The sequence below is a fragment of the Chitinophaga sp. 22308 genome (assembly GCF_052045305.1).
GTDB classification, from domain to species: Bacteria; Bacteroidota; Bacteroidia; order Chitinophagales; family Chitinophagaceae; genus Chitinophaga; species Chitinophaga varians_A.
This window is the reverse complement of the sequence record NZ_JBQEOP010000006.1, coordinates 144,914-171,766: the sequence shown is the minus strand read 5'-3', so window position 1 is coordinate 171,766 and position 26,853 is coordinate 144,914. Positions and strand designations below refer to the sequence as shown.

Annotated in this window: 21 protein-coding genes; 9 read left to right on the top strand and 12 right to left on the bottom strand. The window is 50.9% G+C overall.

The genetic code is table 11. The annotated features are described in order from the left end of the window. Positions 1-28 precede the first annotated feature (28 nt). The 10 genes from ACTJJS_RS24505 to ACTJJS_RS24460 form a co-directional block, all read right to left on the bottom strand. Positions 29-898, bottom strand: a complete 870-nt coding sequence (locus ACTJJS_RS24505; RefSeq protein ID WP_440665747.1) for a DMT family transporter — start codon at positions 896-898, stop codon at positions 29-31. Between the two features lie 116 nt (positions 899-1,014). Then, positions 1,015-1,575, bottom strand: a complete 561-nt coding sequence (locus ACTJJS_RS24500; protein ID WP_440665745.1) for a hypothetical protein — start codon at positions 1,573-1,575, stop codon at positions 1,015-1,017. A gap of 187 nt (positions 1,576-1,762) precedes the next feature. Beyond that, complete coding sequence (locus ACTJJS_RS24495) at positions 1,763-2,773, bottom strand: hypothetical protein (RefSeq protein ID WP_440665744.1); 1,011 nt, start codon at positions 2,771-2,773, stop codon at positions 1,763-1,765. Positions 2,774-2,950: 177 nt separating this feature from the next. After that, the gene (gene chrA / locus ACTJJS_RS24490; RefSeq protein ID WP_440665742.1) at positions 2,951-4,090 is read right to left on the bottom strand and encodes a chromate efflux transporter; all 1,140 of its coding nucleotides are present in this window, start codon (positions 4,088-4,090) and stop codon (positions 2,951-2,953) included. 77 nt (positions 4,091-4,167) lie between these two features. Beyond that, positions 4,168-5,277, bottom strand: a complete 1,110-nt coding sequence (locus tag ACTJJS_RS24485; RefSeq protein WP_440665740.1) for an efflux RND transporter periplasmic adaptor subunit — start codon at positions 5,275-5,277, stop codon at positions 4,168-4,170. Beyond that, a complete protein-coding gene (locus tag ACTJJS_RS24480; RefSeq protein ID WP_440665738.1) occupies positions 5,258-8,407 on the bottom strand; it encodes an efflux RND transporter permease subunit in 3,150 nt (1,049 codons plus the stop codon). Before ACTJJS_RS24480 ends, ACTJJS_RS24485 begins: the two co-directional genes overlap by 20 nt. 17 nt (positions 8,408-8,424) lie before the next feature. Further along, positions 8,425-9,804: a TolC family protein gene (locus tag ACTJJS_RS24475; protein ID WP_440665736.1), complete on the bottom strand. Its 1,380-nt coding sequence runs from the start codon at positions 9,802-9,804 to the stop codon at positions 8,425-8,427. A 36-nt stretch (positions 9,805-9,840) separates the two neighbouring features. Continuing rightward, a complete protein-coding gene (locus ACTJJS_RS24470) occupies positions 9,841-11,013 on the bottom strand; it encodes a chromate transporter (RefSeq protein WP_440665734.1) in 1,173 nt (390 codons plus the stop codon). Positions 11,014-11,113: 100 nt separating this feature from the next. Continuing rightward, the gene (locus ACTJJS_RS24465) at positions 11,114-12,076 is read right to left on the bottom strand and encodes a DUF1259 domain-containing protein (protein WP_440665732.1); all 963 of its coding nucleotides are present in this window, start codon (positions 12,074-12,076) and stop codon (positions 11,114-11,116) included. 92 nt (positions 12,077-12,168) lie between these two features. Then, complete coding sequence (locus ACTJJS_RS24460) at positions 12,169-13,011, bottom strand: chromate resistance protein ChrB domain-containing protein (RefSeq protein WP_440665730.1); 843 nt, start codon at positions 13,009-13,011, stop codon at positions 12,169-12,171. A gap of 216 nt (positions 13,012-13,227) precedes the next feature. Here ACTJJS_RS24460 and ACTJJS_RS24455 point away from each other — a divergent pair, with 216 nt between their 5' ends. The 5 genes from ACTJJS_RS24455 to ACTJJS_RS24435 all read left to right on the top strand — a co-directional run bounded on the left by ACTJJS_RS24455 (position 13,228) and on the right by ACTJJS_RS24435 (position 17,803). Further along, positions 13,228-13,950 (top strand): SDR family oxidoreductase, encoded by a 723-nt coding sequence (locus tag ACTJJS_RS24455; protein ID WP_440665728.1) that lies wholly within the window; start codon positions 13,228-13,230, stop codon positions 13,948-13,950. Positions 13,951-13,970: 20 nt separating this feature from the next. Next, positions 13,971-14,882 (top strand): helix-turn-helix domain-containing protein, encoded by a 912-nt coding sequence (locus ACTJJS_RS24450; protein WP_168874823.1) that lies wholly within the window; start codon positions 13,971-13,973, stop codon positions 14,880-14,882. 88 nt (positions 14,883-14,970) lie between these two features. After that, positions 14,971-16,002: a S41 family peptidase gene (locus ACTJJS_RS24445; RefSeq protein WP_440665725.1), complete on the top strand. Its 1,032-nt coding sequence runs from the start codon at positions 14,971-14,973 to the stop codon at positions 16,000-16,002. Positions 16,003-16,011: 9 nt separating this feature from the next. Next, complete coding sequence (locus ACTJJS_RS24440) at positions 16,012-17,118, top strand: sensor histidine kinase (RefSeq protein ID WP_440665723.1); 1,107 nt, start codon at positions 16,012-16,014, stop codon at positions 17,116-17,118. Next, positions 17,108-17,803, top strand: a complete 696-nt coding sequence (locus ACTJJS_RS24435) for a LytR/AlgR family response regulator transcription factor (RefSeq protein WP_440665721.1) — start codon at positions 17,108-17,110, stop codon at positions 17,801-17,803. Before ACTJJS_RS24440 ends, ACTJJS_RS24435 begins: the two co-directional genes overlap by 11 nt. A gap of 38 nt (positions 17,804-17,841) precedes the next feature. Here ACTJJS_RS24435 and ACTJJS_RS24430 read toward each other — a convergent pair whose 3' ends face one another. After that, the gene (locus ACTJJS_RS24430; protein WP_440665719.1) at positions 17,842-18,876 is read right to left on the bottom strand and encodes a S66 family peptidase; all 1,035 of its coding nucleotides are present in this window, start codon (positions 18,874-18,876) and stop codon (positions 17,842-17,844) included. Positions 18,877-18,995: 119 nt separating this feature from the next. On the opposite strand from ACTJJS_RS24430, the gene ACTJJS_RS24425 reads away from it, so the two are divergent. From ACTJJS_RS24425 to ACTJJS_RS24410, 4 genes are all read left to right on the top strand, one after another. After that, positions 18,996-19,793 (top strand): AraC family transcriptional regulator, encoded by a 798-nt coding sequence (locus ACTJJS_RS24425; RefSeq protein ID WP_440665717.1) that lies wholly within the window; start codon positions 18,996-18,998, stop codon positions 19,791-19,793. Positions 19,794-19,844: 51 nt separating this feature from the next. Beyond that, positions 19,845-21,818 carry a M1 family aminopeptidase gene (locus tag ACTJJS_RS24420; protein WP_440665715.1) on the top strand — a complete coding sequence of 658 codons (1,974 nt, stop codon included), beginning with the start codon at positions 19,845-19,847 and terminating at the stop codon, positions 21,816-21,818. 120 nt (positions 21,819-21,938) lie between these two features. Next, positions 21,939-23,372 carry a S41 family peptidase gene (locus ACTJJS_RS24415; protein ID WP_440665713.1) on the top strand — a complete coding sequence of 478 codons (1,434 nt, stop codon included), beginning with the start codon at positions 21,939-21,941 and terminating at the stop codon, positions 23,370-23,372. Between the two features lie 151 nt (positions 23,373-23,523). After that, the gene (locus ACTJJS_RS24410; RefSeq protein ID WP_440665712.1) at positions 23,524-25,974 is read left to right on the top strand and encodes an ABC transporter permease; all 2,451 of its coding nucleotides are present in this window, start codon (positions 23,524-23,526) and stop codon (positions 25,972-25,974) included. Positions 25,975-25,976: 2 nt separating this feature from the next. Here ACTJJS_RS24410 and ACTJJS_RS24405 read toward each other — a convergent pair whose 3' ends face one another. Beyond that, complete coding sequence (locus tag ACTJJS_RS24405) at positions 25,977-26,756, bottom strand: class I SAM-dependent methyltransferase (protein WP_440665710.1); 780 nt, start codon at positions 26,754-26,756, stop codon at positions 25,977-25,979. Positions 26,757-26,853: the final 97 nt, after the last annotated feature.

Below are 26,853 nucleotides of genomic sequence, written 5' to 3'. Positions count from 1 at the left end.
TACAAGCCTTTTCGTTATAGCGTTATCTTTACTTTGCAAACTTCCTTGTTCCCGCCACGCAAAGGATCACGCCCACTGTAACACCCAACATGCCGATGCTCACTTTTTCATGCAGGAAGGACGCGGCCAGCGCCAGTCCGAAAAACGGCTGTAACAATTGCAGCTGTCCTACTGTAGCAGTACCGCCTTGCGCCAGTCCACGGTACCAGAAAATAAAGCCGACGAACATACTGATGAAGGACACATAGGCGAGGCTTATCCAGGTATCAGCATGAATACCTTCGAAAGACGGCGGCATATAGATAAACGCCAGCGGCAGCATGACCGGCAAAGCCAGTACAAGCGCCCAGGAAATCACCTGCCAGCCGCCCAGCACCTTGGTCAGTTTGGCTCCTTCCGCATAACCCAGTCCACAGACGATGATCGCTGCTATCATGAGCAAATCACCTATAGGCGAGGCCGTTAGTCCCTGGGCTACCGCGTAACCTGTTACCAGCAGGCTGCCGGCAACAGAGAATACCCAGAATACAGGCCGGGGCCTTTCTCCGCCACGAATGATGCCGAAGATGGCTGTCGAAAGAGGCAGCAGCCCTAAAAAAACGATAGAATGCGCCGAGGTAATGTATTGTAGTGCCATGGCCGTTAACAACGGAAATCCCACCACCACGCCAAGCGCAACCATCACCAATGGAAAAAGCTGTTCCCGGGCCGGCCTTTTTTGCCTGAAAACCAGCAATGCAACAGCGGCCAGTATGCCCGCATTGGAGGCGCGGGCCGCCGTCAGGAAAACAGGATTCAACTCCAGGACGGCCACCCTGGTAGCAGGCAACGACCCGCTGAACAATACCACGCCGATAAAACCATTGAGCCAGCCTCCACTATTACTTCCTTTTGACATACTGATATTCATTTAAATTCAGATCACAAAATTAGTGACCCTGTACAGATGATCACGGTATCAGTTTTGCGTTTTTGTATGAACACAGTTGGAGCCGCTATTTAGGTGATTATTGGCTACTCCTGTTTGGCGCTTCCTGTGACGATACCCAACAACAAAGGAATGAGCATCAGCCCCTGGAAAACATTAAACATCATGAGCCGGGGATGAATGCCAAACGGCAAATCCGTGGCATCCTTGTATTGATTGAACAGGAAATAAGCCAGCAGTAGTGCCACAAAGGTCAAACCGATAGTGAAATACCGGAACCGCACACCGTAACATTTGTCAAATACAAGTGTCATCGTAACAGCCACAAAACATGAATTCAGCACGGCATACAGGATGGTTGCGTTTGAGATGAGGGCTGTCAGTGGGAAGATAATAAAAGACGCCACCACGAATATAACAATCGTTGCAATCAGGCTCGTTATCAATGCCTGTAGTTTTTTTCTGCCGATGCCTGCATAAACGGACACCGGAAAAAGCACCAGGAATCCGAGGCCGGTCAGAAAGATCGGGCCGGAGCCGAAAGGATCGCTTATGAAATGGCAGATGACCGTCCAGAGAACGGTCAGTATCAAAAAGAAGATAATGGCTTTTAAAAAAGCGGCTGTGTGGAAGGTTATCTTGTTCATAGGTGCAGGTGGAAAAATATGTCCGAAGATATATATCTTTCTTATCAATTCTCGTTGAAAAATATGCCGGTAAATTGTTTAGACTCAGAATAAATACGTCCGCTGTCTTCCTCCTGGTAAGGAAAGTGACAACGGACGTTGGTTTTCAGTCTGTTTATGCAAATAAATCCGGGTGAAGTGTTTTGGGTTATAGGTCTTTCTTGCGTACCGCGTTAAATATCCATTCGGGATATCGGATTTCCCCTGCGTCTATTACCACTGCTTTCCCGTCAGGGGCTAAATGCGCCGTAATATCAACAAAATATTTTTTGGTCATTTTACCATAAATAGAGGATTTAAACATAATCCCGGTTGCATGCCAGGTATTACCTGATTTAGGTACCTTCACTTCGTCAACACCACCATCATTTTTTGTGGCCTGAACGTATAACTCCGGTTGGCCTTGTTCGTTAAGTTTAGGATATACTAAAATGCTTTTTGCAAGACCGGATTCGAAAAATTCATTTGATGACTTGGGAGTTATTCTGTTGGATGGTACATTCATCGCTATGGTAGTGCTTTTTAACTGATTGGGGATGTCCAGGAACGCATTGCCGGCATATACCACTTTAATGTTTCCAACGATCATTGCATAGTAAACCGAAGGATTTCTGACAACAATGTTAATAGTCTTGTTCCTTTCATAGTTGGCGCTGTCAAGAAGCGTAACGGCATTCACTGCGCTGGTCTCTGTAACAGGAACATACTTTTTGATCTTGTCCAGGAGCTCCCGCATTGACAACTTGTAGGTGCTTTTTTTGGTCATCGTAACAGTTACGGAATCAGCCTTAAACCCGTTCATTACCATTTTGGTGCCTAACGGAAGTGAATCAACGGAGTTCATCACGCTGGTGATCCTGACGTTGGTTGCATCAACTGTGATCTCATTTACATTTGAGGCATTGAGTATTGTCGACAATCCCAGTGCGAAGTTTTCTTTAAATACTTTTACATCCTCTGAAGAGGATGGTTCATCTGCAACAACGACGTTGGGGATTTTTGTGCCAAACAATGCCTGCCCATTGCTGAAGGTGGAAAGGGACTTGCCCACAATGCCACCTTGTACATTTTCAAAACCGATGATGATGTCTTTTCTCTTTTGTGCTAACAGAGACAGTGAACTACAGAGAAGGAAAAACAGGGGTGTAAATTTGTTCATTTTAGTGCTTTTAGTAGATGTTTTTGAAAATCCAGATTTTGAATTTGACTAAACAGACGTAGACCTGAAATAGACCTATAATGGATATTTTGTTGTTAATACGATTAAAACGGGGCAAATAAGCTTCGACAGGCTATTTACGATAAGGGATTGCTGGGATGCCCATGCCGGCTGCTTTTATAAATGTAACAATAAAAATCCACCCAGGCTGCCGATCAATATCACATACACCGTGCTCAGTTTTTTCCATACCAGCGTGATTCCCAGGCAGACGGCCAGTATCACGGCGCTGCGCCACTCCGCGGCAGAGGCGAGCAGCAGGTGCAGACCCACTACTGCTATAACAGACACTGAAGCAGCGCTAAGCCCGTCCAGGAATACCCGGAGCCGGTCGCTTTTGCGGGCGGACGACAGCAACCTATGCAGAAAGAAAGAGATAAAAAAGGAAGGCAGGAATATGCCAATGGTAGCCAGCACTCCACCGGAAAGGCCATGGATCAGATAACCGGCAAAGGTGGCACTGGAGAGGATAGGGCCGGGCGTTATCTGTCCAACGGCAATGGCGTCCATCAGCTGTTGCCGGGTAAGCCAGTGGTTTTTCCTGACCAGCGATTCATCCATGTAAGCAAACAGTACGTACCCGCTGCCGTATAATACCGCTCCGATTTTCAGGAAGATGGAAAACAGTTTTAAGCTGGAGAAAGCGCCGGCACTGCCCTGTGTTGCCGGTACCAGCAACCACCCGCTCCAGGACGCCATTTTATTTTTCATCCTGTGAGCGAAATAGTTCAATGCCCCTGCGCCTAATATCAGTAATACTTCATTGAGCCCAAACCAGGAGCCTGCAAAGACCAGTACACACAAAACTATCAGCGTGGTGTTCCGTTTGAGGGTGGTAGCAGACAAGCGGAACACAGTGGCGATGACCAGTGCCGTGGTGGCCGGGCGCAGGCCGTAAATAAAGCCCTGCACGTCCGGCAGCGCACTGTATTTTTGATAGAAGTATCCAAACAACAGGCAGATCACCATAGCGGGAAAGATGTAACATACACCGGCCACGATGAGCCCCAGCCGACCGGCCCGCTCTTTGCCGCAATGCATGATCACCTCTACGGCGTTAGGGCCGGGTATGATGTAAGAGGTGCTGAGCACATCCATAAAATGCTGATGGTCTATCCACTTTCGCTTCACCACCATTTCATTTTCGATGGTGGCCACCATCCCGGCGATACCGCCAAAACCAATACAGCCCAGCTTGAACGTGGAAAAAGCCACTTCTTTCAGTCGTTGGGTTGTTGAGTCTTCATGGTGTTCCATACACAATCAGTTTGACCGGAGGTAGCTGTAAATATAACTATTGAACGCCTGTCATCAAACTGGTATAGGCAACGAAGTTATCTTTTTATCGTCCACAGGCCGGTGCTGCCTGGCTTCCTTTCGTCAGTGGCCTTACTCAGCAAAGTGTCCCCTGCGGCGATATTGCCAAATATCTCCACACCTGCATCTACCGTCATGCCCGGGCGGACGTCCACCCATTCGGCTTTTCCTTCTTTCACACGGATGACGAATTTCTTTTCCTGCGTGGTGGCCACTGCTGCAAAGGGCACCACGAAGGATGGCGCGTTTCTTTCCAGCGGAACTTTTACATAACAAAAAGCGCCTGCTTTCAGCCGGTGATCGCTGTTGTCTACTTTAAACTCCCATAATTCGGTACGGGTATTGGGGTCGATGGTTTCTGACTTGCGGGTGAGGACTGCCTTAAAACGTTCAGTCGGATAGGCATCTACACGGAAGTCGATATGTTGAAGCTTGTCCGCAGTGGCCACATATATCTCAGGTACGGCGGCGCGTAAACGCAGCACGTTGTTGTTCTGTACGGTGAGCAGCATGGCGTTGGTGCCAACCAGCGAACCCGGATCGGCTTTACGGGCGGTAACAACGCCGTCAAAGGGCGCTATGATATATAAATACCCTGATACCGCTTTGTAGGATTGTGCCTGTCTGCCGGCGGCTACGAAGGTGGCGCTGTCGGCCTGCATCTGGTTGCGGCTGCGCTCCAGGTCCACCGGCGCCACGATGCCGGGCGTATTGGCCTGTGATGCACGGTATAACCGCTCGTACTGGTCTTTGCTGGATGTCCATTTAGCTTTGGCTGCCTGCACAGCGGCTTCTGATTCTGCCAGCCGGCTGTTCACCTCCGGCGCTTCAATCACGGCTAATACCTGTCCTTTCTTAACACGGTCGCCCATATCCACTTTCATCTCCTTTACAAAGCCCTGTACTTTGGCAAAGAGTTCCGCATTTTCATAAGGCACCAGTTCTGCGGGAAATTCTGCTGTTTTCTTCAGGGTGTCCTGTTTCAGGATAAATACGGGCACGGTGTCCGAAGCCGGCGTATCGGCACCGGCGGCCGGTGCCGGTGAATGATGGCCACAGGCTGAGAGAATGAGCAGTGAAGAGATGGAGGCGATTATCCGCATATTGTTATTGCATGTTTTTGTCATAGTAAATACTTTTTTCATCGTCAGGGTCAAGGGATACGTGTTTGTACGGGGTTCTTCCCACCGTCCACTGATAGAGGGAAGGGAGGAAAAACAGTACGCTGATGGAGGAAAACAACAGGCCGCCGATCACGGCGATGCCCAGCGGCGCCGTCTGATCGCCGCCTTCAGACAACCCCAGCGCCATAGGGAGCATCCCGGCGATCATGGCAGCGCTGGTCATCAGGATGGGACGGAGGCGGTGCTCAGCTGCCAGCAACTGCGGATGGTCAATATTGTTTTTCCGGTAATGTTCTGCGTTGGTGATAAACAACACTGCGTTGGCAATGGCTACGCCCACCGCCATAATAGTGCCCATATATGATTGTATGTTCAGGGTGTTGCCTGTCAGGTATAAAAACAACAGGGAACCTGCTACCACAGCTGGTATGACCGCTAACGTGGTGATGGCCACCCGGAATGATTGAAAGTATACGGCCATCACCAGGAAGATCACCAGTATGGCGATCAATAAGCCAAACTGAAGACTGGACAAGGTGTCCTGCAGCAGGGAAGGCTGGCCACGCAGAATGATTTTAGCACCGTTGGGCAACTGGCCCATGCTGCTGATGGCATGTTTGACTTGTTTGAAAACCGTTCCCGGGTCCTGCTGGTGGATATTTGCGGTGATGGTGATGTAACGCTGCTGATTGAGCCGGTCGTATTCGCCGGGCATGGAAGTACGTTTCCACGAGGCTGCTTCACTGAGATAATGGGTGGTGCCATTACCGCCGGAAACGGGTATGGCTTCCAGTTGGCTGGTGCTGTTCATCCTGAACTCGGGATACTGTACCTGCACCTGGTAAGCCGTACCGGTGGCTTTGTCCAGCCAATAGTTGGGCGTGGTGAAACGACTCGAGGAAGTGGCGGCAACAACAGAACGGGTGATCTGTTCGCTGGTAAGCCCCAGCTGACCCGCTTTTACACGGTCCAGCTCCAGCCGGATAACGGGATAGTCGAGCGGTGTGGCTATCTGAAGATCGCGGAGAGCGGAGATGGATGACAGCTTTTTGATTAGCTGCGTGGCTGTCTTTTTACCTTCCGCCAGGTTTTTGTTGACAACGGCAATCTCTATCGGGTTGCTGCTGCCGAGGTTCAATACCTGTTCCACGATGTCTCCCGGCTCAAAAGACAATTTAGCGCCGGGAATGGCGGTAGCAGCTGCTGCCCGCAACTTTTCCCGGAAGGAGGCAATCGGTATCACGCCCCGTTTAAGTTTTATTTTCACCACGGCTTCCTGTGGACCGCTGGTCCACAGATGGATATAGTTCACCGGGTAACTCGAAGGTTGTGTGCCGATAAAAGCAGAGGTGATTTCCACGTTTTGTTTTCCGGCGATGCTGTCTGTCAGCGACAATAATTTCCTGGTGGCATCTTCCGTCCGCTCAAAGCGGGTGCCTACGGGCAACCGTAACCGTACCTGGGCCTGACCGCTGTCTGTTTGCGGGAAAAGTTCGGTGCCGGTAAAGATAAAGAGCAGTACCACCAGGGCTGAGGAAACAAGGAGAAACAACAAGGAGCTGCCCCTGAAGGCCGTTTTCCGGCGTTCTCCGGCGGCAACATAACGGTGCTTCAACGTTTCAAAGAATCCACGTTCCTTTTTTTCCTTTTCCTGCAGCGTTGTTTTGAACAACCAGTTAGCTGCTACCGGAACAAATGTCTGCGACAGGATAAAGGAGGCGATCATAGCAAAGCCCACTGCCAGCGACAGTGGCATGAACATCGCTCTGGGCACGCCGTTCATAAACATCGACGGAACAAATACGGCCAGAATGCTCAGCAGGATCAGCAGCTTGGGGCCGGCAATTTCCATACTGGCGTCTGCAATGGCGCGGGCTTTGGTTTTCCCGGTTTCCATATGCCGGTGGATGTTCTCTATCGTAACAGTGGCTTCGTCCACCAATATGCCAACAGACAACGCTAAACCGCCCAATGTCATAATATTGATCGTTTGTCCTGTCAGGTATAAGAGGATGGCAGACGACAGTAAGGCCAGCGGAATAGTCATGATCACAATCAGCGCGCTGCGCCTGTCACCGAGGAAAAGCAGTACCATCAGACCAGTAAGGACCGCGCCCAGTCCACCTTCAAACAACAGGCTCTTTAATGAATTAATGACATAGCCGGACTGGTCAAACGCGTAGGTGACTTTTATATCGGAAGGTATGGCGGCCTGCATGTCGGGCAGGGCTGCTTTCACGCGCTGCACCACGTCCCACGTGGAGGCGTCCGCCCTTTTGGTGACGGGGATATATACGGAACGTTTGCCGTTGACCAGCGCATAGCTGGTAGTAACGTCAGCGCCTAAACTGACATTGGCGATGTCCCTGATGTATACCGTTGCACCTGCGCCGGGCTGCAGTGGCGTGTTCTGAAGGTCCTGCAAAGATTCGATCACACTGTTCTGCGGGGTGATGTAAGTCGAATCCCCGATGCGCACGTTACCGGCAGGGGAGATGGTGTTGGATTTTGCGATGGCCTGTACTACCTGGTCGGGTGAGAGGTTATAGCTGCGCAGTTTGTCCGGGTCCACCGTGATCAGCACTGTTTTCTGGTTACCGCCGAACGGCGGGGGCGCAGACACGCCGGGCAATGTCGAGAACATAGGGCGCACGCGGAACAGGGCAAGGTCGGATATCTCGCTCAGGGACCGGCTGTCTGAACTGAACACCAGCTGTCCTACTGGCACACTGCCGGCGTCAAAACGGGTAATGAAAGGAGGAACGGTGCCAGGCGGCATAAATGCCCGGGCGCGGTTCACGTATCCCACCACTTCCGCCATGGCCTGGCTCATATCGGTGCCCTCATTAAATTCGATTTTAATAATGGCCGCCCCCTGGATATTCCTGGAGTCGACTGATTTTACACCCGTGATGTATAGGAAGTGATATTCGTAGTAAGAGGTGACGAAACCTTCCATTTGTTCCGGTGACAAGCCCCCATAGGGCTGCGCCACGTAAACCACCGGTAGGCCGAGACGGGGGAAAATATCCACCTTGGTTTGCCGGATGGAGAGGTACGCGAAAAACACAATAGCCAGAACTGCCACCACGATGGTAACAGGATGCCGCAATGCCGAACGGATTAGCTTCATAGTACTTGCTTATAGCTTTATTTCAGATTGTCTGTAAAGGTTGTCAGCTGGCCGTTTGCTACGGCGATGTCCAACAGGGAACGCCATGCCTGCAGGAAGGCGGCGGCTTCTCCGGTTTCCGCCTTCAGCAGGTCGTACTGACCTTGTATCAGCCGCGTGAAGTCGATCAGACCGCTGTTGTAACTGAGTTGCAGGCCGTCAAAAGCAAAACGGGCCGCCTGCGACTGCACTACTGCCTGTTTCGTGATCAGCATGTTCTGACTATAGTTGTACCGGGCCGTTTCTTTCTGCTTTTGCAGGTTTAACGCCACCTGGTCCAGCTGCGCCTCGTCGGCTTTAACCATAGCCTGGTATTGTTTCTTTTTCAGGTGGACTTCAGAAAACTGAAGGATAGGGAAACTGAGCTGAATGCCTGCGCCGTAGTTCTTATGGGAAAGCGACCAGCCGTCCGCTTTATCGATGGTGCCGTCGGCTTTTACGCCGGAGCCTCTTGCATAGGCATTGGCCCACAGGTCCAGCTTAGGCCGCCATATACGTTCCACTTCTTTCAGAGCGGATGTTGTTACTTCCTTTCTCATCTGGTAATACTGGTAAACAGGATTTCCTGCCGGACCAGCAGTGGGGTCGGCTATCAGCGGCAGTTGGTTGAGCAGGGAGGTGTCTGCCAGCAATATGTTTGTTGGCGCGTCGGGCAGTCCCGTCAGCCGGGTGAGTTCTGTGATCTGCGCATAGTATTGGCGCTGCACGATCAGCAGGTCCGTGGTGGCCTGCGCCAGGGCTGCCTGGAACTGTGTGGTGTCTATTCCCGGGCGTAGTCCCTGCCGCGTAAACACCAGTGATTGTTCCAGTCCGGCTTTGGTCCTGTCGATATTAGCCTGGTAGGTTTGTATGAGTTTTTGCAGGTACACGGCGTCCAGGTAGGTGGCTACCGCTGCATACTGCTGACGGAACAGCGCATCGTTATAGGTACTGTTGGCCAGCTTGTACTGGGCGCTGGCTTTTTCGATGGCCGCACTGCGTTGACCGAAAGTGAGCGGGTTCCACTTCAGTATCGCGCCCGCGGCGGTACCTGGCACAGGATCATAGATATTGCCGGCAACAGGAGGCCCGCTGATAGGGAGTATCAATCCCGGATAACTCATCCCGGTGACATTGTTGTAGGTGGCATATCCTGCCTGATAGCCGATGTTGATGTCCGGCAGCAGGGTGTTCTTCGCAAGACCAACGCCATACTGACTGCTCTGCGCCTGTGCCGCATATGCCTTCATCTGCGGCTGTGCGGACTGTAGCAGGGAAAGCATGTCCTTTATATGCAGCGGTTTGGGTTGCGCATAGGCATGAAGGGTGAATAACACGATACTGCTCAGGGAGACGATCTTTCTATAGGAAGCATTCATTCATCAAATATATTTATATAACGATCTGTATTTATATTAAGAAATCGTTTTCACCAGCAAACCGATACCGGCAGCCGCAAGGATGATGACTGGTTCCGGTATTTTTTTGGACCGCCACAGGATAAATGCTGTTAGTACAGCAATGGCTATCGTATAGCCGTCTATGAGCGATCGTTTCGCCAACACAATGACGGCGCCCGCAATAGCGCCGATAGCGGCAGCCGTCACACCGTCCACAAAAGCCCTGATCCCTGGGTGTTTGCCATACTTCCTGAAATAGGGGGCTGGCAGCACGGTGAAAAGGTAACAAGGGAAAAAAGTCCCGAAGGCGGCCACGCCCGCACCCGAAAGGCCGGCGGTAAGATACCCGATAAACCCTACGGTGATCACCACCGGGCCGGGCGTAATCATCGCCACTGCTACGGCATCTACGAACTGCTGCTCATTCAGCCAGCCATATTCCTTTACAACGCCGCCATAGAGGAAAGGCACAATAGCGAGCCCGCTGCCAAACACAAAAGCCCCCGCCTTGGTAAAATACAAAAGTATTTGCCAAAGTGTTTTCCCGGAAGTGCTATTAGTGATATTCAGTAAGGCGGCGGGGGCCAGTAATTTAGTCATCACTGTTCCTTTCCGGGGGAAGGTTAACCGGGTGGGAGGCGCTTTTAACAGCCAGTAGAGCACTCCGGAACCGAGGAACAACCAGATGTTTTCGTTTTCCTGCCATACCGTGTAAGCTGCTGCCGTGATGTAGATAACAATCAATAACTTGTTACCTCCCACAGATTTACGGGTCAGTTTCCATGCGCTCATACCAATGATGCCGATAACGGCAGCGCCTACACCATAAAAAACGGCCTGCATCCAGGGGATGCCCTGCCAGTGGACATAGATGAACCCAAGGACCACTACCATCAGGAAGGAAGGGAGCACAAATGCCAGGCCGGCCAGCGTGGCGCCCAGCAACCGGTAATGAACATATCCCATGTATATACCCAGCTGGGCGGCCAACGGGCCGGGAGCCAATTGGGCCAGTGTCAGTCCTTCTTTGTAGTCCTCTTCACTGATCCATTGTTTGTTTTCAACGAGGTCACGGTGCATGTACCCCGCCAGCGCTACCGGGCCGCCGAAGCCCCAGGTGCCCAGTTTTAAAAAATAAATGACGAGGTCCCGCAGGCTGTATGGTATGGTTGATTTGCTATTGTCCATTTTTTGGAGATGTTGGTTTACACCTGCAAGTTCATACTATGGATATCCAAAAAATAGAACGAATAAGAAGGTTTGGCCTGTTTTTTACTTTTGGGAGGAATTATCGATGCTTTCTCCCTGTCTGGTCCAGTGCGGCTTTGAAGCCTTGGGCCAGTTTTGCTGCCGGTCCCACGCCCCAATAGTGCAGGAAAAAGATGCGGGGTTGCTCATGCACCATGTGGTTATGTACGGCCACCACTTCAATGCCGTTTTCAATCAGTGCTTTGATGACCGGTTCCACTTCATTTTCAAGCATGGTGAAATCGCCTGCTACGGCTGCTTTTTCATTGGTGCCTTGCCAGGCGGCCCAGGTGTTGAATCCCATGAAGGTGCTTACAGGAATGCCGTGCTCTTGCAGGGCGACATCAGGGCGGCCAATGGTATATTTATAAACACCTCTGCTCATTTCCCCGTGTTGTCCGATGATACGATCGAGGAGCGCTGTATCAATGGTGTTCTGAACGCTGTCTGCGCTGCCTGCCTTAGGGTCTTTGCCTCTTACTGCTGCCACTTTGTCGAAGATGGCTTTGACGGCGGAAGCGACCTTCTCTGTTGGGCCTTTGCCGTCAATATGCATGTACATCACATTGGGATGGTTCCGGACAAAGTGGTTATGAATAGCCGTGATGGTAAAGCCCTGGCGTATCACTTCCTGTTGCACCGGTGCGAGATCTGTTTCGGTAACAATAATGTCACCCATGACCATAACGTTGCCGGCGCAGGGCGTAAAGGCCGCCCAGCTGCCCAGTCCCATAGGTGGAATGATCCTGAACCCGTCTACTACTATGCTCAGGTCGTTTTGGGGAACGGTGATCTTATATTCCCCGTTTTTTGACACTCCTTTCATGCCCGTAACAGCTTCAATCTTTTGCACGTCCAGCTTGCTGCTGCCGGGAGGGCACAAGATATTATTGCGTTTGGTGGTGTCTGCATGCGCTGCCGGAAAAGTAGGGTTGTTGCACGCAGCCGTGTATAACAACATAAAAGCTGCTGAAGATAACAGCGGTAAGATAGTGCGTTTCATAAGAGATGTATTACAGGGTAAGATGTTATAACTGCAATTTCCAGCTCCCGGATATCAAAAAATAGAACGAATAATAAGCTTTGGCCTGTTTTTTACTTTTTTGTCAGCCCCTTTTTATAGACAGATGGGCTTTTACCGGTAAATTTCCTGAAGACCCGGGTAAAATGGCTCTGGTCTGAAAACCCGGTGAGATAGGCTATTTCAGTCAGGGAATGGCTGGTAGTGCTCAACAATTGGACTGCCTTATCGATCCGCAGTTTACGGATATAGTCACCAAATGACAGATCATCAAAATACTTGGAAAACTCCCGCGATAAGTATGCCGGATGTACCTGGAGTGTTTCTGACAAGCCTTTCAGGCTGAGGTTCAGGTTGGTGTCTATCTGGTCCTGGATGATGTCTTTTAGTTCTTTGGCCCACCCTGGCACCTTCCTGCTGTCTTTTTCCTGCTGGAGATATTTGTTGAAAATATCCATCAGTTGTTGCTCAAACGGCTGCTGGGTGTGCTTAACGTGTTGGAGGTATTTGGCCCAGCTGTAAAGGGCGTCATACAGCATCATCCCTTTTTCGAGCAAAGCCTGATCATCAGATTCGTTGTAGGCCAGCCCGGCAGATATGGCCCACAGGCCGGAAGCCTGGGCGGCAAAATCGTGACGGTCGGTGTCCGCGCCACGGACAATAGGCGCCATGATCAGCACTGCAGGATCATCGATGCCATGTTTTTTGATAATGTAATCAAATGTACACTGGTCTTCGTAATGCGTATACTCAACACCCACTACGTCAAAAGGGATGGCGCCTTCCGCTTCCGCCAAAGGAATTACCTGGTCAAAGGGCACATACATAAACTCCGCCGTAGCGTCCACAAATCGCTTTATGAGCCATGGACTGGCAATCCGGTCAATCTTAGGGCGCTCACGGGTAATCCACTTCATACATGCTGATGATTTACACAGGCCTGTAATTTAATGCGGTTTCGGTAAATCCTGCCGAAAATATCGGGGAATACGTAACATCCAGGCGGACAGTAGTTAAACTGTCCCGGTATTTGACTACAAACTAACAGGATTAGGCTACATGCCTGCCTACAGGCCTTCGGATATTTGCAAAAGGAAATAGTTCCATCGGATTTTTTAATTTTATAGTGTAATATGAAGACCGTTTTGATTACCGGCGCCAACAAGGGCATCGGACTGGAAACAGCCAGGCAGCTGGCACAACAGGGGTGTTTTGTATATATCGGCAGCAGGGACCTGGAAAATGGACAAAAAGCTGTTGAAGCACTGACAGCCGCCGGCTTGTCCAATGTGGCAGCTGTTCAGCTGGACGTGACGGACGCGGATTCCATCAGCCAGGCAAAGGATGCCATCAGCCGGCAGACCGGCTCATTGGACGTGCTGATCAACAACGCCGGCATCGCAGGAGCGCAGCCCCAGCAGCTGGCCGGCGACAGTATGCAGAACCTGCGGGACCTGTTTGAGACGAATTTCTTTGGCATGGTACAGACCACCCAGATCATGTTACCCTTGTTGAAGCAGTCTGCTGCACCATCCATCATCAATGTATCCAGCGAGGTTGGGTCTTTGACGATGAATACCACTTCCGACAGACGCGCTAACTGGACGCTCTATTCCGCATACGGCGCTACCAAAACAGCCGTAAACGCTTTTACGGTGATGCTGGCCAACGAACTGCGGGACGAGCGCTTTACGGTCAACAGCGTTACGCCCGGCTACACCGCTACCGACCTGAACGGATTCCAGGGCTTTAAAACGGCGGCAGAAGGGGCGAAGCCCATCGTGGAGCTGGCAATGTCCGCAGACAGAACAGCGACCGGCAAATTCTTTAACGACGGCGGAGAAGTGTCCTGGTGACCGCCGCTAAAATTTGGTTCATGACAAACAACAATATTCAACGGTTAAGGTCTGTCAGCGATTATCATCGCACCCGTGGCTTACCGCCCCCGGAACATCCGCTGGTAAGCCTGGTGGATTATAATGATGTCAAACTTCCCCCGGGGATCAACGATATCAGCTGGGTATACGACTTCTACTTTATAGCGCTGAAAAGAGGGTTTGACGCCAAATTTAACTACGGGCAACTGCAATATGATTTTGATGAGGGCACCATGTTTTTCATAGCGCCGGGACAGGTGTTCAGGATAGAAATAAAACAGGACGCGCCAGGGAAATCCGGATGGATGCTGCTCATCCACCCGGATTTTTTCAGAAACCTGCCACTGGCACAAAACATTAAAAAATACAAATACTTTAGTTATTCTGTCCGGGAGGCACTGTTTCTTTCCGAGAAGGAAGAAGCCGTGATGACCGGCATTGTACAGAATATCCAGCGGGAGTATCAGACCAGCATCGATAAATTCAGCCAGCAGATCATTACCTCCCAGATAGAGGTGCTGCTCAGTTATGCGGAACGTTTCTATCAACGGCAGTTCATTACGCGGGAGGTGGCCAACCACCAGGTGCTGGAAAAGCTGGAAACCCTGCTGGAGGACTATTTTGAAAATACGCACAAAGAAGGCCTGCCTACCGTCAACTACCTGGCCGCGCAGCTGAACCTGTCTGCCGACTATCTCAGTTCGCTGTTAAAAGTCACCACCGGATTAAACACCCAACAACATATCCATGAAAAACTCATTGAAAAAGCAAAAGAGAAGCTGATCGGAACAACGTTGACCGTCAGTGAAATTGCCTATGAACTTGGCTTTGAGCACTCTCAGTCTTTCAGTAAACTTTTTAAGGCGAAGACCAACCTTTCTCCACTGGCATTCAGGCAATCGCTGGGGTAAGCTTTTGGTACCGCGAATCCTTCATTTGGTGTAAATAAATTGCCGGAAGGCACGGTGCTGAATAGTTTAGCGCCTAAAAAAACACCGGATGAGAAAATTGTTTTTTTGTGTACTGTTATTCATGAGCGCTACCTCCCTGTACGCGCAGAAAACCTTGTTTGATACTGTTTTTACCCTGGTGAAAACGAAGTCCGTCTATGCGCAGCAGGTTAACTGGGATTCTTTAACGCCTCTTGTCTATCAAAAAATGGACATCACAAAAGCAGACAGCGTGGCGGCGGTGCTGGAGGCTTTCGGTCCGCTGATGCAGGCCCTGAAAGATATGCACAGCAGCATGTCCTGGAAAGACAAGGTAAATGGCAACCCCGATGCCTGGGCGTTCGTGGACAGTAAAATCACCCCTGAAATGCGGGATGCCGCCAACAAAGGATATAGCCGTTTACGTACGGTCATGCTGCCTGGCGGGTATGGTTACATCGCCATCCCGGCTGCCGGTATAAAACCAACGGAGGACATGCAGGAGGCGATTGAAAAAATGTCGGCCATTGCGCAAGACATATCAGATTCCCTGTGTGTGCTGCAACCAAACCACCTTAAAGGTCTCATCATAGACCTGCGGCTGAATGGCGGCGGCAGTTCACCGGCGCTCATTGGCGGTTTGTCTGCTGTATTGGATAACGGCCTTTGTTTCGCCTTTGCCAAAAAAAATAACGACCGGGAAGAGATGCGTTTAAAAGATGGCAACCTGTTTTATGACACCCTGGAGATCATAAAACTGAAAAAGACCTGCCCGTTGAAAAAAGCTGTGAAAGTAGCGGTGCTGATCAGCGGTTATACCACCAGCGCCGGTGAGCATGCGGCCATTGCACTGAAGGGCAGCAACCGTGCCCGCTTCTTTGGAAGCCCCACCAGGGGACAGATTTCCGGAAATGAAACCATTTTTATAAGAAAAGATGTTACTTTAAGCCTGTCAACCGCCTGGGCCGAAGACAAGGCCGGCCGGAAGTACATGGTGGACGTGGCTCCTGATGTAGTGGTTGCTGACGGGGCCGATTTTGAGCATCTGGACAACGATAAAAGTGTGCAGGCCGCCATCAGGTGGTTCACGACAGGTAAATAGAAAACGAGTATGCCAGGGATAGCCGTTGCCCGACTTTTAAAAGAGATCATCAAACACCCCAGAATTCCGTACTGGAAAATTGCCGGCTGGCTGGCGGTAGTGCTGATCGTGATTAATGCCAAAACCTATTATGTCAATAGTCATCTGAAAGACCCGGTGTTAAGAGCCGGGTTTCTCAGTTGGATATCCAGCTGGACATACCTGTTGCAGCAATTGCTTTCCTGTGTGCTGGTGTCATCGCTCTGTTTTTTGGTCTTCAACCTGTTTTATGACCTGTCGGCCCGCAAAGCCCGGCTGCCCGTGTTCCTGGTTGCCGGTGGGTTGTTGTTTGCACTGTACCTGATGATAGACCAGGGGATCAATTATTTTTTTTACCCGGATACCTTCAAGGTTTTTATCACTGACCCGCTGGCGCTTACATCGGACGTGTTGCTGGGAGTGACGATCATTACTGTGTTAACGGTGGTCATCGTCAAAGTGGCCATTTCCAACGATATCAACAAAAGAAATAAACAACTGGAACTGGACAAGCGGGAAGCGGAATACGAACTGTTGAAGGCGCAGGTGAATCCCCACTTCCTGTTTAATTCGCTGAACTATTTGTATGCCCGGTCGCTCCCTTATTCAAAAGAGCTCTCCGAAGGTATTCTGACGCTGTCTGAAATTATGCGGTATGCCTTTGATACGCACGATCTGGCGAAGGACGGGATGGTGTTGCTGAAAGATGAAGTGGAATATATCGGGAAGTTTTTAAAGATGAATGAGCTGCGCTTTGGGGTGGGGTTTTATGCCACCTTCGGCAAAACCGGCGTGATAGGAAGCAGGCGGATTATTCCCTTTGTGTTAATTACGATGGTGGAAAACGCCGTCAAACATGCGGATGCCAGTGATGCCAGGCAGCCTATCCGCGTCCTGCTGGAGGTGACAGAAGAGCAGCTGGTATTCAGCTGTGAGAATCAGAAAAAGGCCCATAACATGGCCGTCCCTTCAACCAAAGTAGGTATCCATAATATGAAAGAACGGCTCCGGATGGCCTATGGCCATCACCACGAGCTGCTGATACACGATACGGCAGACACCTATTTTATTAAACTAACACTGCGTAATGGCCATTAAAGTTGTTGTGATCGACGATGAACCTGCTGCGATAGACGTGCTGAAATATTATATCAACATGACGCCGTCGCTGGATTTACTGGCTGCTTTTTCAGACAGCGGGGAGGCGGTGCGCTACTGTATGCAGCAGCAGGTTGACCTCATTTTTTGTGATATAGAAATGCCGCTGCTGAACGGACTGGAAGTTGCCGGTCAGCAGAAAGGGAAGACGGCCATCGTTTTTGTTACAGCGTATACCCACTACGCGGTAGAAGCCTTTAACCTGAACGTGGTTGACTACCTGGTGAAGCCCGTCCGGTACGAACGTTTTTTACAGGCGGTCAATAAGTACAGGGAACAAAACGTCCACGCGGAAGAAGATCATTTTTTTGTGAAAACCGGCGTGAAAGGGTGTCTGGAGAAAATCAACATCGCAGATATCATCCAGATAGAAGGCGCAAAAAATTACGTCACTATCTGGCATGGGCATACGAAAACGATGACACTGCTGAACCTGAAAGACCTGGAAGCCCGCCTGCCCGCCCGGGATTTCTGCCGGGTACAGAAGTCCAGCATTGTGGCGGTAAAACATATTACAGGCCTGAAAGGCGGCGCCATCGTGTTGTCCAACGGGCAACTGGTCCCTGTCGGCCCTACGTACAAGGAGGAAGTGGTACGGCTGATCAGCAGCCGGCTGATTAACTAGCGGTTACTCGTCCTTCATACGTTTGTTATTTATTGCTATTACTGAACACCGGCTTCCAGCAGTGTAAACGTTTTCTCCGTGCAGTTGACTTCCGCCAGCACGCCATAGGGAAGTGTGAACGTAGGGCAGGTATGGCCAAAGTCCATTTGGGTAACTACCACCATGTCCGTCAGGCCTTCTTCCTTCAACACTTTCAGTATCTCTGTTTCATATTCCGCGGCGTATTGATTATCATACGGCCGTCCCCACAGGATAGCTTTTGCTTTGCGGAGAATGCCCAGCAGGGCGTAGTTCCTCATCCAGTAGCGTATCAGTTCCGGCCGGACCGTCTCTTCTGAGGTCTCGAAGAACAGGATGCTGTCTTGCCAATAACTATCTTCCGGCCAGTAAGGCGTGCCTTTGAGAAACTCCAGTACGTCTATGCATCCGCCAATGAGCCTGCCCTGCACTGTTCCGCTGCCTTGCAGGAACTTCCATCCGGTATTGGGTTCCAGCTTTCTTTTGATATCCTGTAAGGAGGGGTCGAACCATTCGAGCCTTTCAGATGTCCATCCTTCGGTATTGGGCATGATCCGGCGCACCGGCGGTGCTGTAAAGAAAGTATTGTTGATGTCTTCTATCTGGTAGCGGTGCATGCCGCCGTTTTCCGCGAAGCCTGTCAGCAGGGAGGTGCCATAGAAGGAGGTGAGACCCGCTTTCAGGCAGAGCAGGTGTGTGGTGGTGGTATCAGAGAAGCCCAGGAATATTTTAGGATTGTTCCGGATAATATTTATGTCCACATACTTCAATATCCGCGCACTCTCTTCGCCGCCTATATTGGAAATGATCGCTTTCACCGATTTGTCGGCGAATGCCTCCATCAGGTCTTCCGCCCTTGCCTGCGGATTTTCGTAGAGCCATTGCGCAGGCTTCAGGGCGTTTTCTGTTTCGGTGACTTCAAGGCCAAACTGTTGTTGTAACTGTTCTTTGCCTTTCCGGTAGCGGTGTGGCAATTCTCCCGCTCCGCCCCAGGAGAGGGAAATAGTGGCGACTTTATCGCCCGCGGCCAGCCGGGAAGGTTTAATTAAGTTCATATTTTGTCATTGGGTTATTAAATCATTGCTCCCTGCAAGGTATACCTTTTTTGCTCATCGGGCCGAAGGCCTGATAGTTGATCTTCCTGTGATAAATCGTATATTTACTGACGGTTTTTATGAGTATCATTCTTTCACCCGGGCATTATTTTGGCAAGGAGCAGCAGTTCAACGAAAATGCTTTCTTCAGGCTGAACATCACGGCTTACCAGCCGGATACGCATATTGGTGCGCACTACCACGAAAATGCGTATCTGAGCCTGCTCGTCAACGGTGGTTATCATGAAATGAACCGCCGTACAGACGATGAGGTGAGCCCCGGGCAATTGCTGTTCCGTCCGGCCGGCTACACGCATGCCAACCGTTTCCTGGAGCTGCCCGGACGCTGCCTGAACATAGAATTCAAACAATCAGGGATAGAAGCGCTGACGTTGAAGGGTTCCCTTCCGCAGCAGCTGATCATTTACAAACCCGGTGCTTTCAGTGACTTGTACCAACTGCTGTACGCCTTTTTGAAAGAGCCCGCCAACTGCCTGCCGGAGGAGCATATCGTCAACTGGCTGTCGGAGGTGACGGACGTGAAAATAGCCAGCCGCCTGCCCTGGTTCATACAGGCGAAGGAAATCCTGCAAAACGAATTCGATACGCATCATACCATTCAGTCCATCGCCGGCAGGGTGTTCGTACATCCCATTTACCTGGCGCGGGCTTTTAAGGAAAAAGAAGGCATGACCGTGGGTGGCTACCAGCTGAAGATGCGGGCGCAAAGGGCGATGGAACTGCTTTTTACCACCCGCCTGCCGGTAACGGATATTGCCTTTTCCGCCGGATTCTCCGATACTTCCCATCTGATAAGAGTGTTCCGGGCATTGTACCGCTGCACGCCACATCAATTCCGGCGTCAGCTGAATAGTTAATCTGATACTATTTTTTGTGTGTATGCCGGCGTTACTTTGTGAAAAAAAAGTATGCGCCGACTTATCGCCCTTTTATATTTACTTTCACCGGTATGGCTGGTCGCCCAGCAGAAGCCGGATTACCAGTTGCAGGTACAGGCCGACCTGGTGAAAAAGACCTTTGCCGTACAGGGAGATCTCTCTTTTGAAACTACCGCCGCTACCACTGATTCCGTTAAAATAATGATCAGCAAGGGGAGAGGCCCTGCCAAACTGCAACTGCAGGGTGGCATCGCCGCCACGGTAGACACCAGTCTTAGCAGTTCCGGTGACGTGCTTTACCACTGGCGTTTTCAACGTCCGCAACCGGTGGGTTCCCGCTTACATTTTACCTATGCCTACGAACGGGGAGACGCCCCCGCTTTTCAGTACTACCTGGACAGCAGTTTTTGTATGGCCGGCGGATACGGTTCCGCGTGGTACCCCCAAGTGATGGCCCGGGCAGCCGACGGAACGGATGACTACCTCCGCGGTACCGGCACCCTGTGGGTGACCCTTCCCGAGCCGCTGATGGCCGTTATGGCCGCATGCACTATTAAAGCCACAAAAGGCGCCGGCACCAACACCTACGAGTTCCACTATGACCAGCCTGACATCTTCTCCCTGTATATCGGAAATTATACCCGGCAGGACTATCAGGGCAAGATGCCGTTTTACACCTACTGCCTCAGTAAAGCGATCAACGGGAATGACATCTCCCGGAAAGCCGCGTCGGTACTTGATTTTCTGAGTTCCGAATTCGGGCCGCTGCTTATCCCTAATTTCTCTATCATCGAATTTCCGGAAGCCGTGGCCGAAAAAACCGGCATCGGCGGCGCCAGCATCTTCGGCGGCGTAGTGATGCCTACCGGCGCATTGCGGGAATTTAACTACGCGCTTTTTGGTCATGAGATAGGGCACCAGTGGTGGGGCAACAAAATACTCACCAGGGGAAGCACCGGTGCTGAAATGCTCTCCGAAGCCATGGCACAATACGGCTCGCTGCAGGTGGTGGAGCATTTTGACAGCGCAAGGGCCATCAACTACCGGAAGACAGGATATCCCGGCTATTTGTCCGATCAGAGCGGAGTGGGATACCTTAAAAACGCCGCTGCCGGCAATGATGAACCCCTGGCAACGCTCAGCAGTAACAACGGCCATATCCTTGGCGACAGTAAAGGCTTTCTGGCGCTGGAACTGCTGGCGACAGTAGTAGGGAAACCAACATTTCACCAGGCACTGCAAACCATCGGCGAAAAATACAGCCACGACGGCCTTACCTGGAACGACTTCTTACAGGAAGTGTCCAAAGCGCACGGCAGCAGCCTCGACTGGTTTTATCAGCAATGGTTTGACCGCACCGGCGCACCTGCATGGCAAAGCTCCTGGCAGCAGCAGGGAAATATCCTTCGGCTTAGCATCACCCAGCAGGACAGTATTTACCGGTTACCCCTGGAAGTGCTGGTTACCTATCGCAATGGCGCCACTTCCCTGCAGCATATCACCATAAAGGACAAGGCCAGTCAGCTGCAATTGCCCGTGAACGGCCCGGTGGCGACAGTGCAGGTAGATCCCTACTTTAAGGTATTGCACTGGGACGAAGCGCTGACGCCCATTGCACAGGCACAGTCGAAAGTGGTGAAAGTGCTGAACCTGCGGATACAACAAAAGCCTGATGAAGCGCTGGCGCTGGCGAAATCCTATATACAGGCAGGTATCCCTGATGATCAGTATGGCGTGGAGTTTTCGTTGTACTACCAGATGGGCCGTATTGCCGCCGCGCAGAACAAAACAGATGAGGCGATAGGCTGGTACCAGCACGCGTTGCAAAGTGTTAGCCGTAACAGGGAACTGTTAGCGTATACCTATTATCGTATGGCGCAACTGGCGGCAGCCAAACAGGATACCGCCCTGCTGGAATGGGCCTGCAATAACGCTGTCACCGCAGATGCCGCCAATCAGAAGGCTGATGGCATGGACTCAAAAGTGAAACTGCTCAGAAAATAAAATGACGGCAGGCATCCGGCGTACATGGATGCCTGCCGTTTCACCAGTCATAGAATTATTAACGGTTATTCCTCCGAAAAATATACATTTGGAGATACCAAAATCAAACCGTTGTTACCTATGATTGTCAACAAACTTTCATCGTTTATCCTGCTTTTACTGCTTAGCCCGATCTTCCTCCTGGCCCAAAAAGACTGTCATTGCGAAGCTAATTTCAAATGGGTAAAAGAAACCTTCGAAAAAAATGACGCCGGCTTTGAGTACGCCCTTCAGCAAAAGGGAATGGCCGCCTACCAACAGCACAACAAAGACATCCTGGCAAAAATAAAAAAGGCGACAGACAAGGAGCAGTGTGCCGCCGCTATGCGGGAATGGTTGCTGTTCTTCCGCAAAGGGCATCATGCCATTATTCCGGTAAACGACGCAGCCCCGGCCGCGAAGGCCGCCACCGGCGCTCCTGAAATGCTGGCGCTTTCAGAAGACCAGGTGAAACAGGGAATCCCCAACGCTTCAACCCCTTTACTGGAAGGCATCTGGACAACCTCTTCCTATAAAATAGGCATCATCAAAAAAGACAAGGGTTACAAAGGCGTTATACTAGCCTCCGGCAACCCGGCATGGAAGCCCGGTTATGTAAAGCTGAACATCGCTGCCGACAGCGCCGGCGCTTTTTATATGGGTGATTTCTCGGCCAATAAATTTGATAAGGCGATAATGATCGGAAAAAATACGCTGCAACTGGGAACCGTGTTCTTAAAGCGCGAGTACCCAGTGTTTCCCGGAGATGATAATGCTGCCGTTCTGTTTGCGAAGGAAATGGCTACCAGCGTGCCTTTTATGCAACAGCTGTCTGATAAGACCATCCTGTTCCGCATACCCACTTTCGAAGACTACGCCAAACATGATATTGACAGTTTGCTGAAACTCAACGACGCATTGCTGAAACGTACCGAAAACCTGGTCATCGATATCAGGAACAACGGCGGCGGATCAGATGTCAGCTATTACGAGATCATCCCGTTGCTCTATACCAATCCTATTCGTTCCATTAATACCACGTTTTTGTCCACCCCGCTGAACAACAGCAGAATGGAAGGGTTCCTGGCTACGCCCGGTATCTCCGATGCTGAAAGGAAGGAGTTAACGGAAGCCATACAAACACTGAAGGACAATCCGGGCAAGTTCGTCAACCTGCATAAGGGAAAAACCGTCAACATAGAAAAACTGGACACCATTTTCCCTTACCCGAAAAATGTAGCGATCATCATCAATGATAAAAACGGCAGCACGTCTGAAGAGTTCCTGCTGGCGGCCCGGCAAAGCAAAAAGGTAAAACTCTTTGGTATCACAACGTTCGGCGTGCTCGATATCTCCAATACCTACGTGGTGGAATCGCCTGATAAACAGTTCAGGCTGGGGTATTCTCTTTCCAAAAGCCTGCGTATACCTGACCTGGCTATTGACGGAAAAGGCATTATGCCGGATTATTATATCGATAAAAGCATCCCTGATGCGGAATGGCTCAACTATGTATTGAGTGTGCTCGAACAGTAACGCCTGTACGAATACGGACACTGTCCGTACACATCCGGACATTTGATAGATGTTTTACATAAATAATGTATTGAATTTTATTGTATTATAAACACGGCATGAAAATGTTGTGCAACATTGTCACACCGGTCCGGTGTGACAATACTTTTTTATGAACCTATCTGTCAAATCCATGTTCCGCCGGCTGTGGCGTCAACGGCTTTTTTCTTTTCTGAATATCGCTGGTATAGCCATCAGCGTGAGTGCCTGCTGGGTGATATACCGTATTGTGAGTTACGAGTACAGCTTTGACAGCCAGTTGCCCGACAGGGCCAATACCTACCGGCTGGTAACAGGATTGGTGTTTGATGAAAAAGGAAACTACAACGGCGGTGTCTCCAAGCCTATGTACCAGGCGCTGCGGGAGCAGGTGCCGGGACTGAAGCGCGTAGTACCTGTTTTCGGACAATGGGTGAACACCGTGGAAACCAAGGACGTGCAACAGCGGCCCGTGTTGGTGGAAGATGCCCAGGGCATTGTGGCTACGGATTCATCGTATTTTATGATGGTGCCTTATGCCTGGCTGGCCGGTAATCCGGCCACGGCGTTGCAAACGCCGGAGAGCGTGGTGCTCACGGAAAGCCGTGCCAGGAGCTATTTTGGTGCGGTGTCACCGGAAGCGGTGCTGGGAAGGGTGATCACCTATAACAAGGAAAAAACACGCACGGTGACCGGTGTGGTGAAAGACCTCGGGTATCCGTCTGAGTTTACAGCAAAGGAATTTTTCAGGTTGCAGCAGGTGGAATACCCGCTGGCGGAATGGACCAACACCAATGGCTCTGACAAGGTATATCTGCAGGTGGCGGCGGGTGCAGACACCGGTAGGATCATGACGCAGATCAGCAGGATTGGGGCAGATAAATGGGCGGAACAAACGAAGCACTGGAGTTTACCATCAACCGTTAAACGCTGGTTTAAGCTGATGCCTTTTGAAGACTCTCACTTCTCTACGTATATTTTTGAAGGAAACGGGCACAAAGCCAACCGGTCTGTCATGCGGGGATTGATAGGATTGGGAGTGCTGCTGGTCATCGTGGCCTGCATCAATTTTGTGAACCTGACCACTGCGCAGCTGCCCCAACGGTCGCTGAGCATCGGCGTCAGAAAAGTACTGGGCAGCAGTAACCGCCAGCTGATGCGTATCATTATGGGTGAAACATTTTTGATTGTGCTGCTGGCCATAGTAGTGGCTTTCCCGCTTACTACCGTCGCTTATCGTTTTCTGGGAGATATCATCCCGGAGGGTATGTTGAATTATAAGACAGGATGGGATTTTGTGCTGTTCCTGGCCGTCTTGCTGACTGCTATCACCCTGCTGGCAGGCAGTTATCCGGCTTGGCTGATGACCCGCGTACAACCTGCCGGTATCATCCAGGGGCAGGGGGTGCTGAATACCGGTAGCAACCGCAGGCTGGCCCTTCGCAAGGTGCTGATCGTATTTCAGTTTGTCATTGCGCAGGTGTTTATCGCCGGTACGCTGATCATGGGCGCACAAATGAATTATACGCTGAAGAAGGAACTGGGTTTCAGCAAAGATGCGGTCATACTTGTGGATATACCCTGGAAGCTGGCGCAGAGCCCTGTTTATGGCAATAAACAATATGTGCTGGCCGACGCGTTGAGAAACGAAACCGGCATCGCGGCGGTATCAGTAGCGCGGGCGCCGCTGTCGGACGGTTACAATTCAAGCATGTACGAATATTTTAACGGTAAAAAACAGGACCCGGTACGTCGGCAGATCTTTAAAAAGTTCATCGACACGGCGTATATACGTACTTACAACATGCAACTGTTGGCTGGCCGTAATATCAGTCCGTCCGACACCACCAATGAATTTGTGATCAATGAAACGGCTGTGAAAGCCCTCGGTTTTGCTTCTCCGCAGGAAGCCGTCGGGAAAATGATCGGGCAGGTGTCCCAGAAGCAGTTTCCCATTGTGGGTGTGGTGAAGGATTTTCACGTGCGTGATTTCCATGCCTCCATAGACCCGGTGGTGCTGATGGCCCTGAAGGACGTCTCCAACGGCCTCAATATACGCCTGGCCGGCAATGACCCGGCGCAGTGGCAGGCCACGCTGAAAATGATTGAAAAGAAATGGCATGCTATGTACCCCGACGAAGAATGGAAAGGACAGTTTTATGATCAAACCCTCGAGGCACTGTATAAACAGGACCGTACCGATTCCAGGCTGGTGAACCTCGCCACGGGAGTGGCCATTGTGATCAGCTGCCTTGGTTTGTTCGGACTGGCCGTACTGGTAGCTTTCCAGCGCACCAAGGAAATAGGCATCCGGAAAGTGCTGGGCGCCACCGTGACCGGCATTGTGCAATTGCTGATGTCAGATTTCGTGAAACTGGTAACGATCGCCTTCGTCATTGCCACACCTATTGCCTGGTGGGGGATGGACCGCTGGTTGCGCGGCTTTGCCTACAGCATAAAAATTGAATGGTGGATGTTTGCCCTGTCCGGCGTGATAGCCGTGCTGATAGCCGTATTCACGGTCAGCTTCCAGGCAGTGAAAGCGGCTTTGTCCAATCCCGTAAAATCGTTGCGGACGGTGTAACGTTATACCGTCCGGAAGCTCAGCTGGTACATCCTGCCATGTTCCAACAGTTTCACTTCGAGTTCCCGCATATTGCCCGGCACCAGTTCTACCGGTGCCAATGCACGCATTTCATCTGCTGCGCCGTTGTTGAAATAACCTTTCACAAAAGGGATTTTGCGGTACCGTTTCTGAATATGGGCGGCTGTTTCATCGATGATGACGATGCGGCTGCCGGGCCTGGCTACACGGATCATCTCCCGGATGGCCCGCACACGGTTGTCGAAAAAATTGATGCCGCCTACATGAAATACGGTGTCGAAGGTATGGTCTCTGAAGGGGAGATATTCGGCATTGCCTCTGAAAAGCTGTATGTGCCGGCGCCACTTTTCCATATTGCGGACTGCCTGCCGTAACATACCGCCGGAAATATCCAGTCCGTAGTATTCCGCGAAATCCGGTAACACCCTGATGTTCCAGCCGGTGCCCACAGAAGTCTCCAGTACCTTATAACCCGGTTTCACTTCCACATCGGCCATCCATTCACGGCGAAGTTTGTCCAGGTCCATAAAGTAAGACATCACCGTCTCTGCGATATCATTGAAAGGGCTGATGCTGTCGTACAGGCGCTGGTACTTTTTGTTCATGCCACCAATCTTTTCAAGCGCCAGAAAATCCGGGACACCCTTGACAACAGGAATCCGGTTGCCGGACACATCTTCCAGGTATTGATCTTCAACTGCGTGCAACGACTGATGGTTATATGGATTAATAAGCATAGGTGCCAGTTCGCGGATGTTCATGCTGTTTATTTTGTCTGCAAAGCAACACCATAAAGGCTTTGCAGGAAAGGGCATATACGCAGGACGCAGCGCAGGGTCGGTGAACGGTGGGTTTTTA

Bases quoted from the DNA above. Each gene is read 5' to 3' on its own strand.
- ACTJJS_RS24505 (WP_440665747.1), bottom strand. From the start codon at position 898: ATGTCAAAAGGAAGTAATAGTGGAGGCTGGCTCAATGGTTTTATCGGC.
- ACTJJS_RS24500 (WP_440665745.1), bottom strand. From the start codon at position 1,575: ATGAACAAGATAACCTTCCACACAGCCGCTTTTTTAAAAGCCATTATC.
- ACTJJS_RS24495 (WP_440665744.1), bottom strand. From the start codon at position 2,773: ATGAACAAATTTACACCCCTGTTTTTCCTTCTCTGTAGTTCACTGTCT.
- chrA (WP_440665742.1), bottom strand. From the start codon at position 4,090: ATGGAACACCATGAAGACTCAACAACCCAACGACTGAAAGAAGTGGCT.
- ACTJJS_RS24485 (WP_440665740.1), bottom strand. From the start codon at position 5,277: ATGACAAAAACATGCAATAACAATATGCGGATAATCGCCTCCATCTCT.
- ACTJJS_RS24480 (WP_440665738.1), bottom strand. From the start codon at position 8,407: ATGAAGCTAATCCGTTCGGCATTGCGGCATCCTGTTACCATCGTGGTG.
- ACTJJS_RS24475 (WP_440665736.1), bottom strand. From the start codon at position 9,804: ATGAATGCTTCCTATAGAAAGATCGTCTCCCTGAGCAGTATCGTGTTA.
- ACTJJS_RS24470 (WP_440665734.1), bottom strand. From the start codon at position 11,013: ATGGACAATAGCAAATCAACCATACCATACAGCCTGCGGGACCTCGTC.
- ACTJJS_RS24465 (WP_440665732.1), bottom strand. From the start codon at position 12,076: ATGAAACGCACTATCTTACCGCTGTTATCTTCAGCAGCTTTTATGTTG.
- ACTJJS_RS24460 (WP_440665730.1), bottom strand. From the start codon at position 13,011: ATGAAGTGGATTACCCGTGAGCGCCCTAAGATTGACCGGATTGCCAGT.
- ACTJJS_RS24455 (WP_440665728.1), top strand. From the start codon at position 13,228: ATGAAGACCGTTTTGATTACCGGCGCCAACAAGGGCATCGGACTGGAA.
- ACTJJS_RS24450 (WP_168874823.1), top strand. From the start codon at position 13,971: ATGACAAACAACAATATTCAACGGTTAAGGTCTGTCAGCGATTATCAT.
- ACTJJS_RS24445 (WP_440665725.1), top strand. From the start codon at position 14,971: ATGAGAAAATTGTTTTTTTGTGTACTGTTATTCATGAGCGCTACCTCC.
- ACTJJS_RS24440 (WP_440665723.1), top strand. From the start codon at position 16,012: ATGCCAGGGATAGCCGTTGCCCGACTTTTAAAAGAGATCATCAAACAC.
- ACTJJS_RS24435 (WP_440665721.1), top strand. From the start codon at position 17,108: ATGGCCATTAAAGTTGTTGTGATCGACGATGAACCTGCTGCGATAGAC.
- ACTJJS_RS24430 (WP_440665719.1), bottom strand. From the start codon at position 18,876: ATGAACTTAATTAAACCTTCCCGGCTGGCCGCGGGCGATAAAGTCGCC.
- ACTJJS_RS24425 (WP_440665717.1), top strand. From the start codon at position 18,996: ATGAGTATCATTCTTTCACCCGGGCATTATTTTGGCAAGGAGCAGCAG.
- ACTJJS_RS24420 (WP_440665715.1), top strand. From the start codon at position 19,845: ATGCGCCGACTTATCGCCCTTTTATATTTACTTTCACCGGTATGGCTG.
- ACTJJS_RS24415 (WP_440665713.1), top strand. From the start codon at position 21,939: ATGATTGTCAACAAACTTTCATCGTTTATCCTGCTTTTACTGCTTAGC.
- ACTJJS_RS24410 (WP_440665712.1), top strand. From the start codon at position 23,524: ATGAACCTATCTGTCAAATCCATGTTCCGCCGGCTGTGGCGTCAACGG.
- ACTJJS_RS24405 (WP_440665710.1), bottom strand. From the start codon at position 26,756: ATGAACATCCGCGAACTGGCACCTATGCTTATTAATCCATATAACCAT.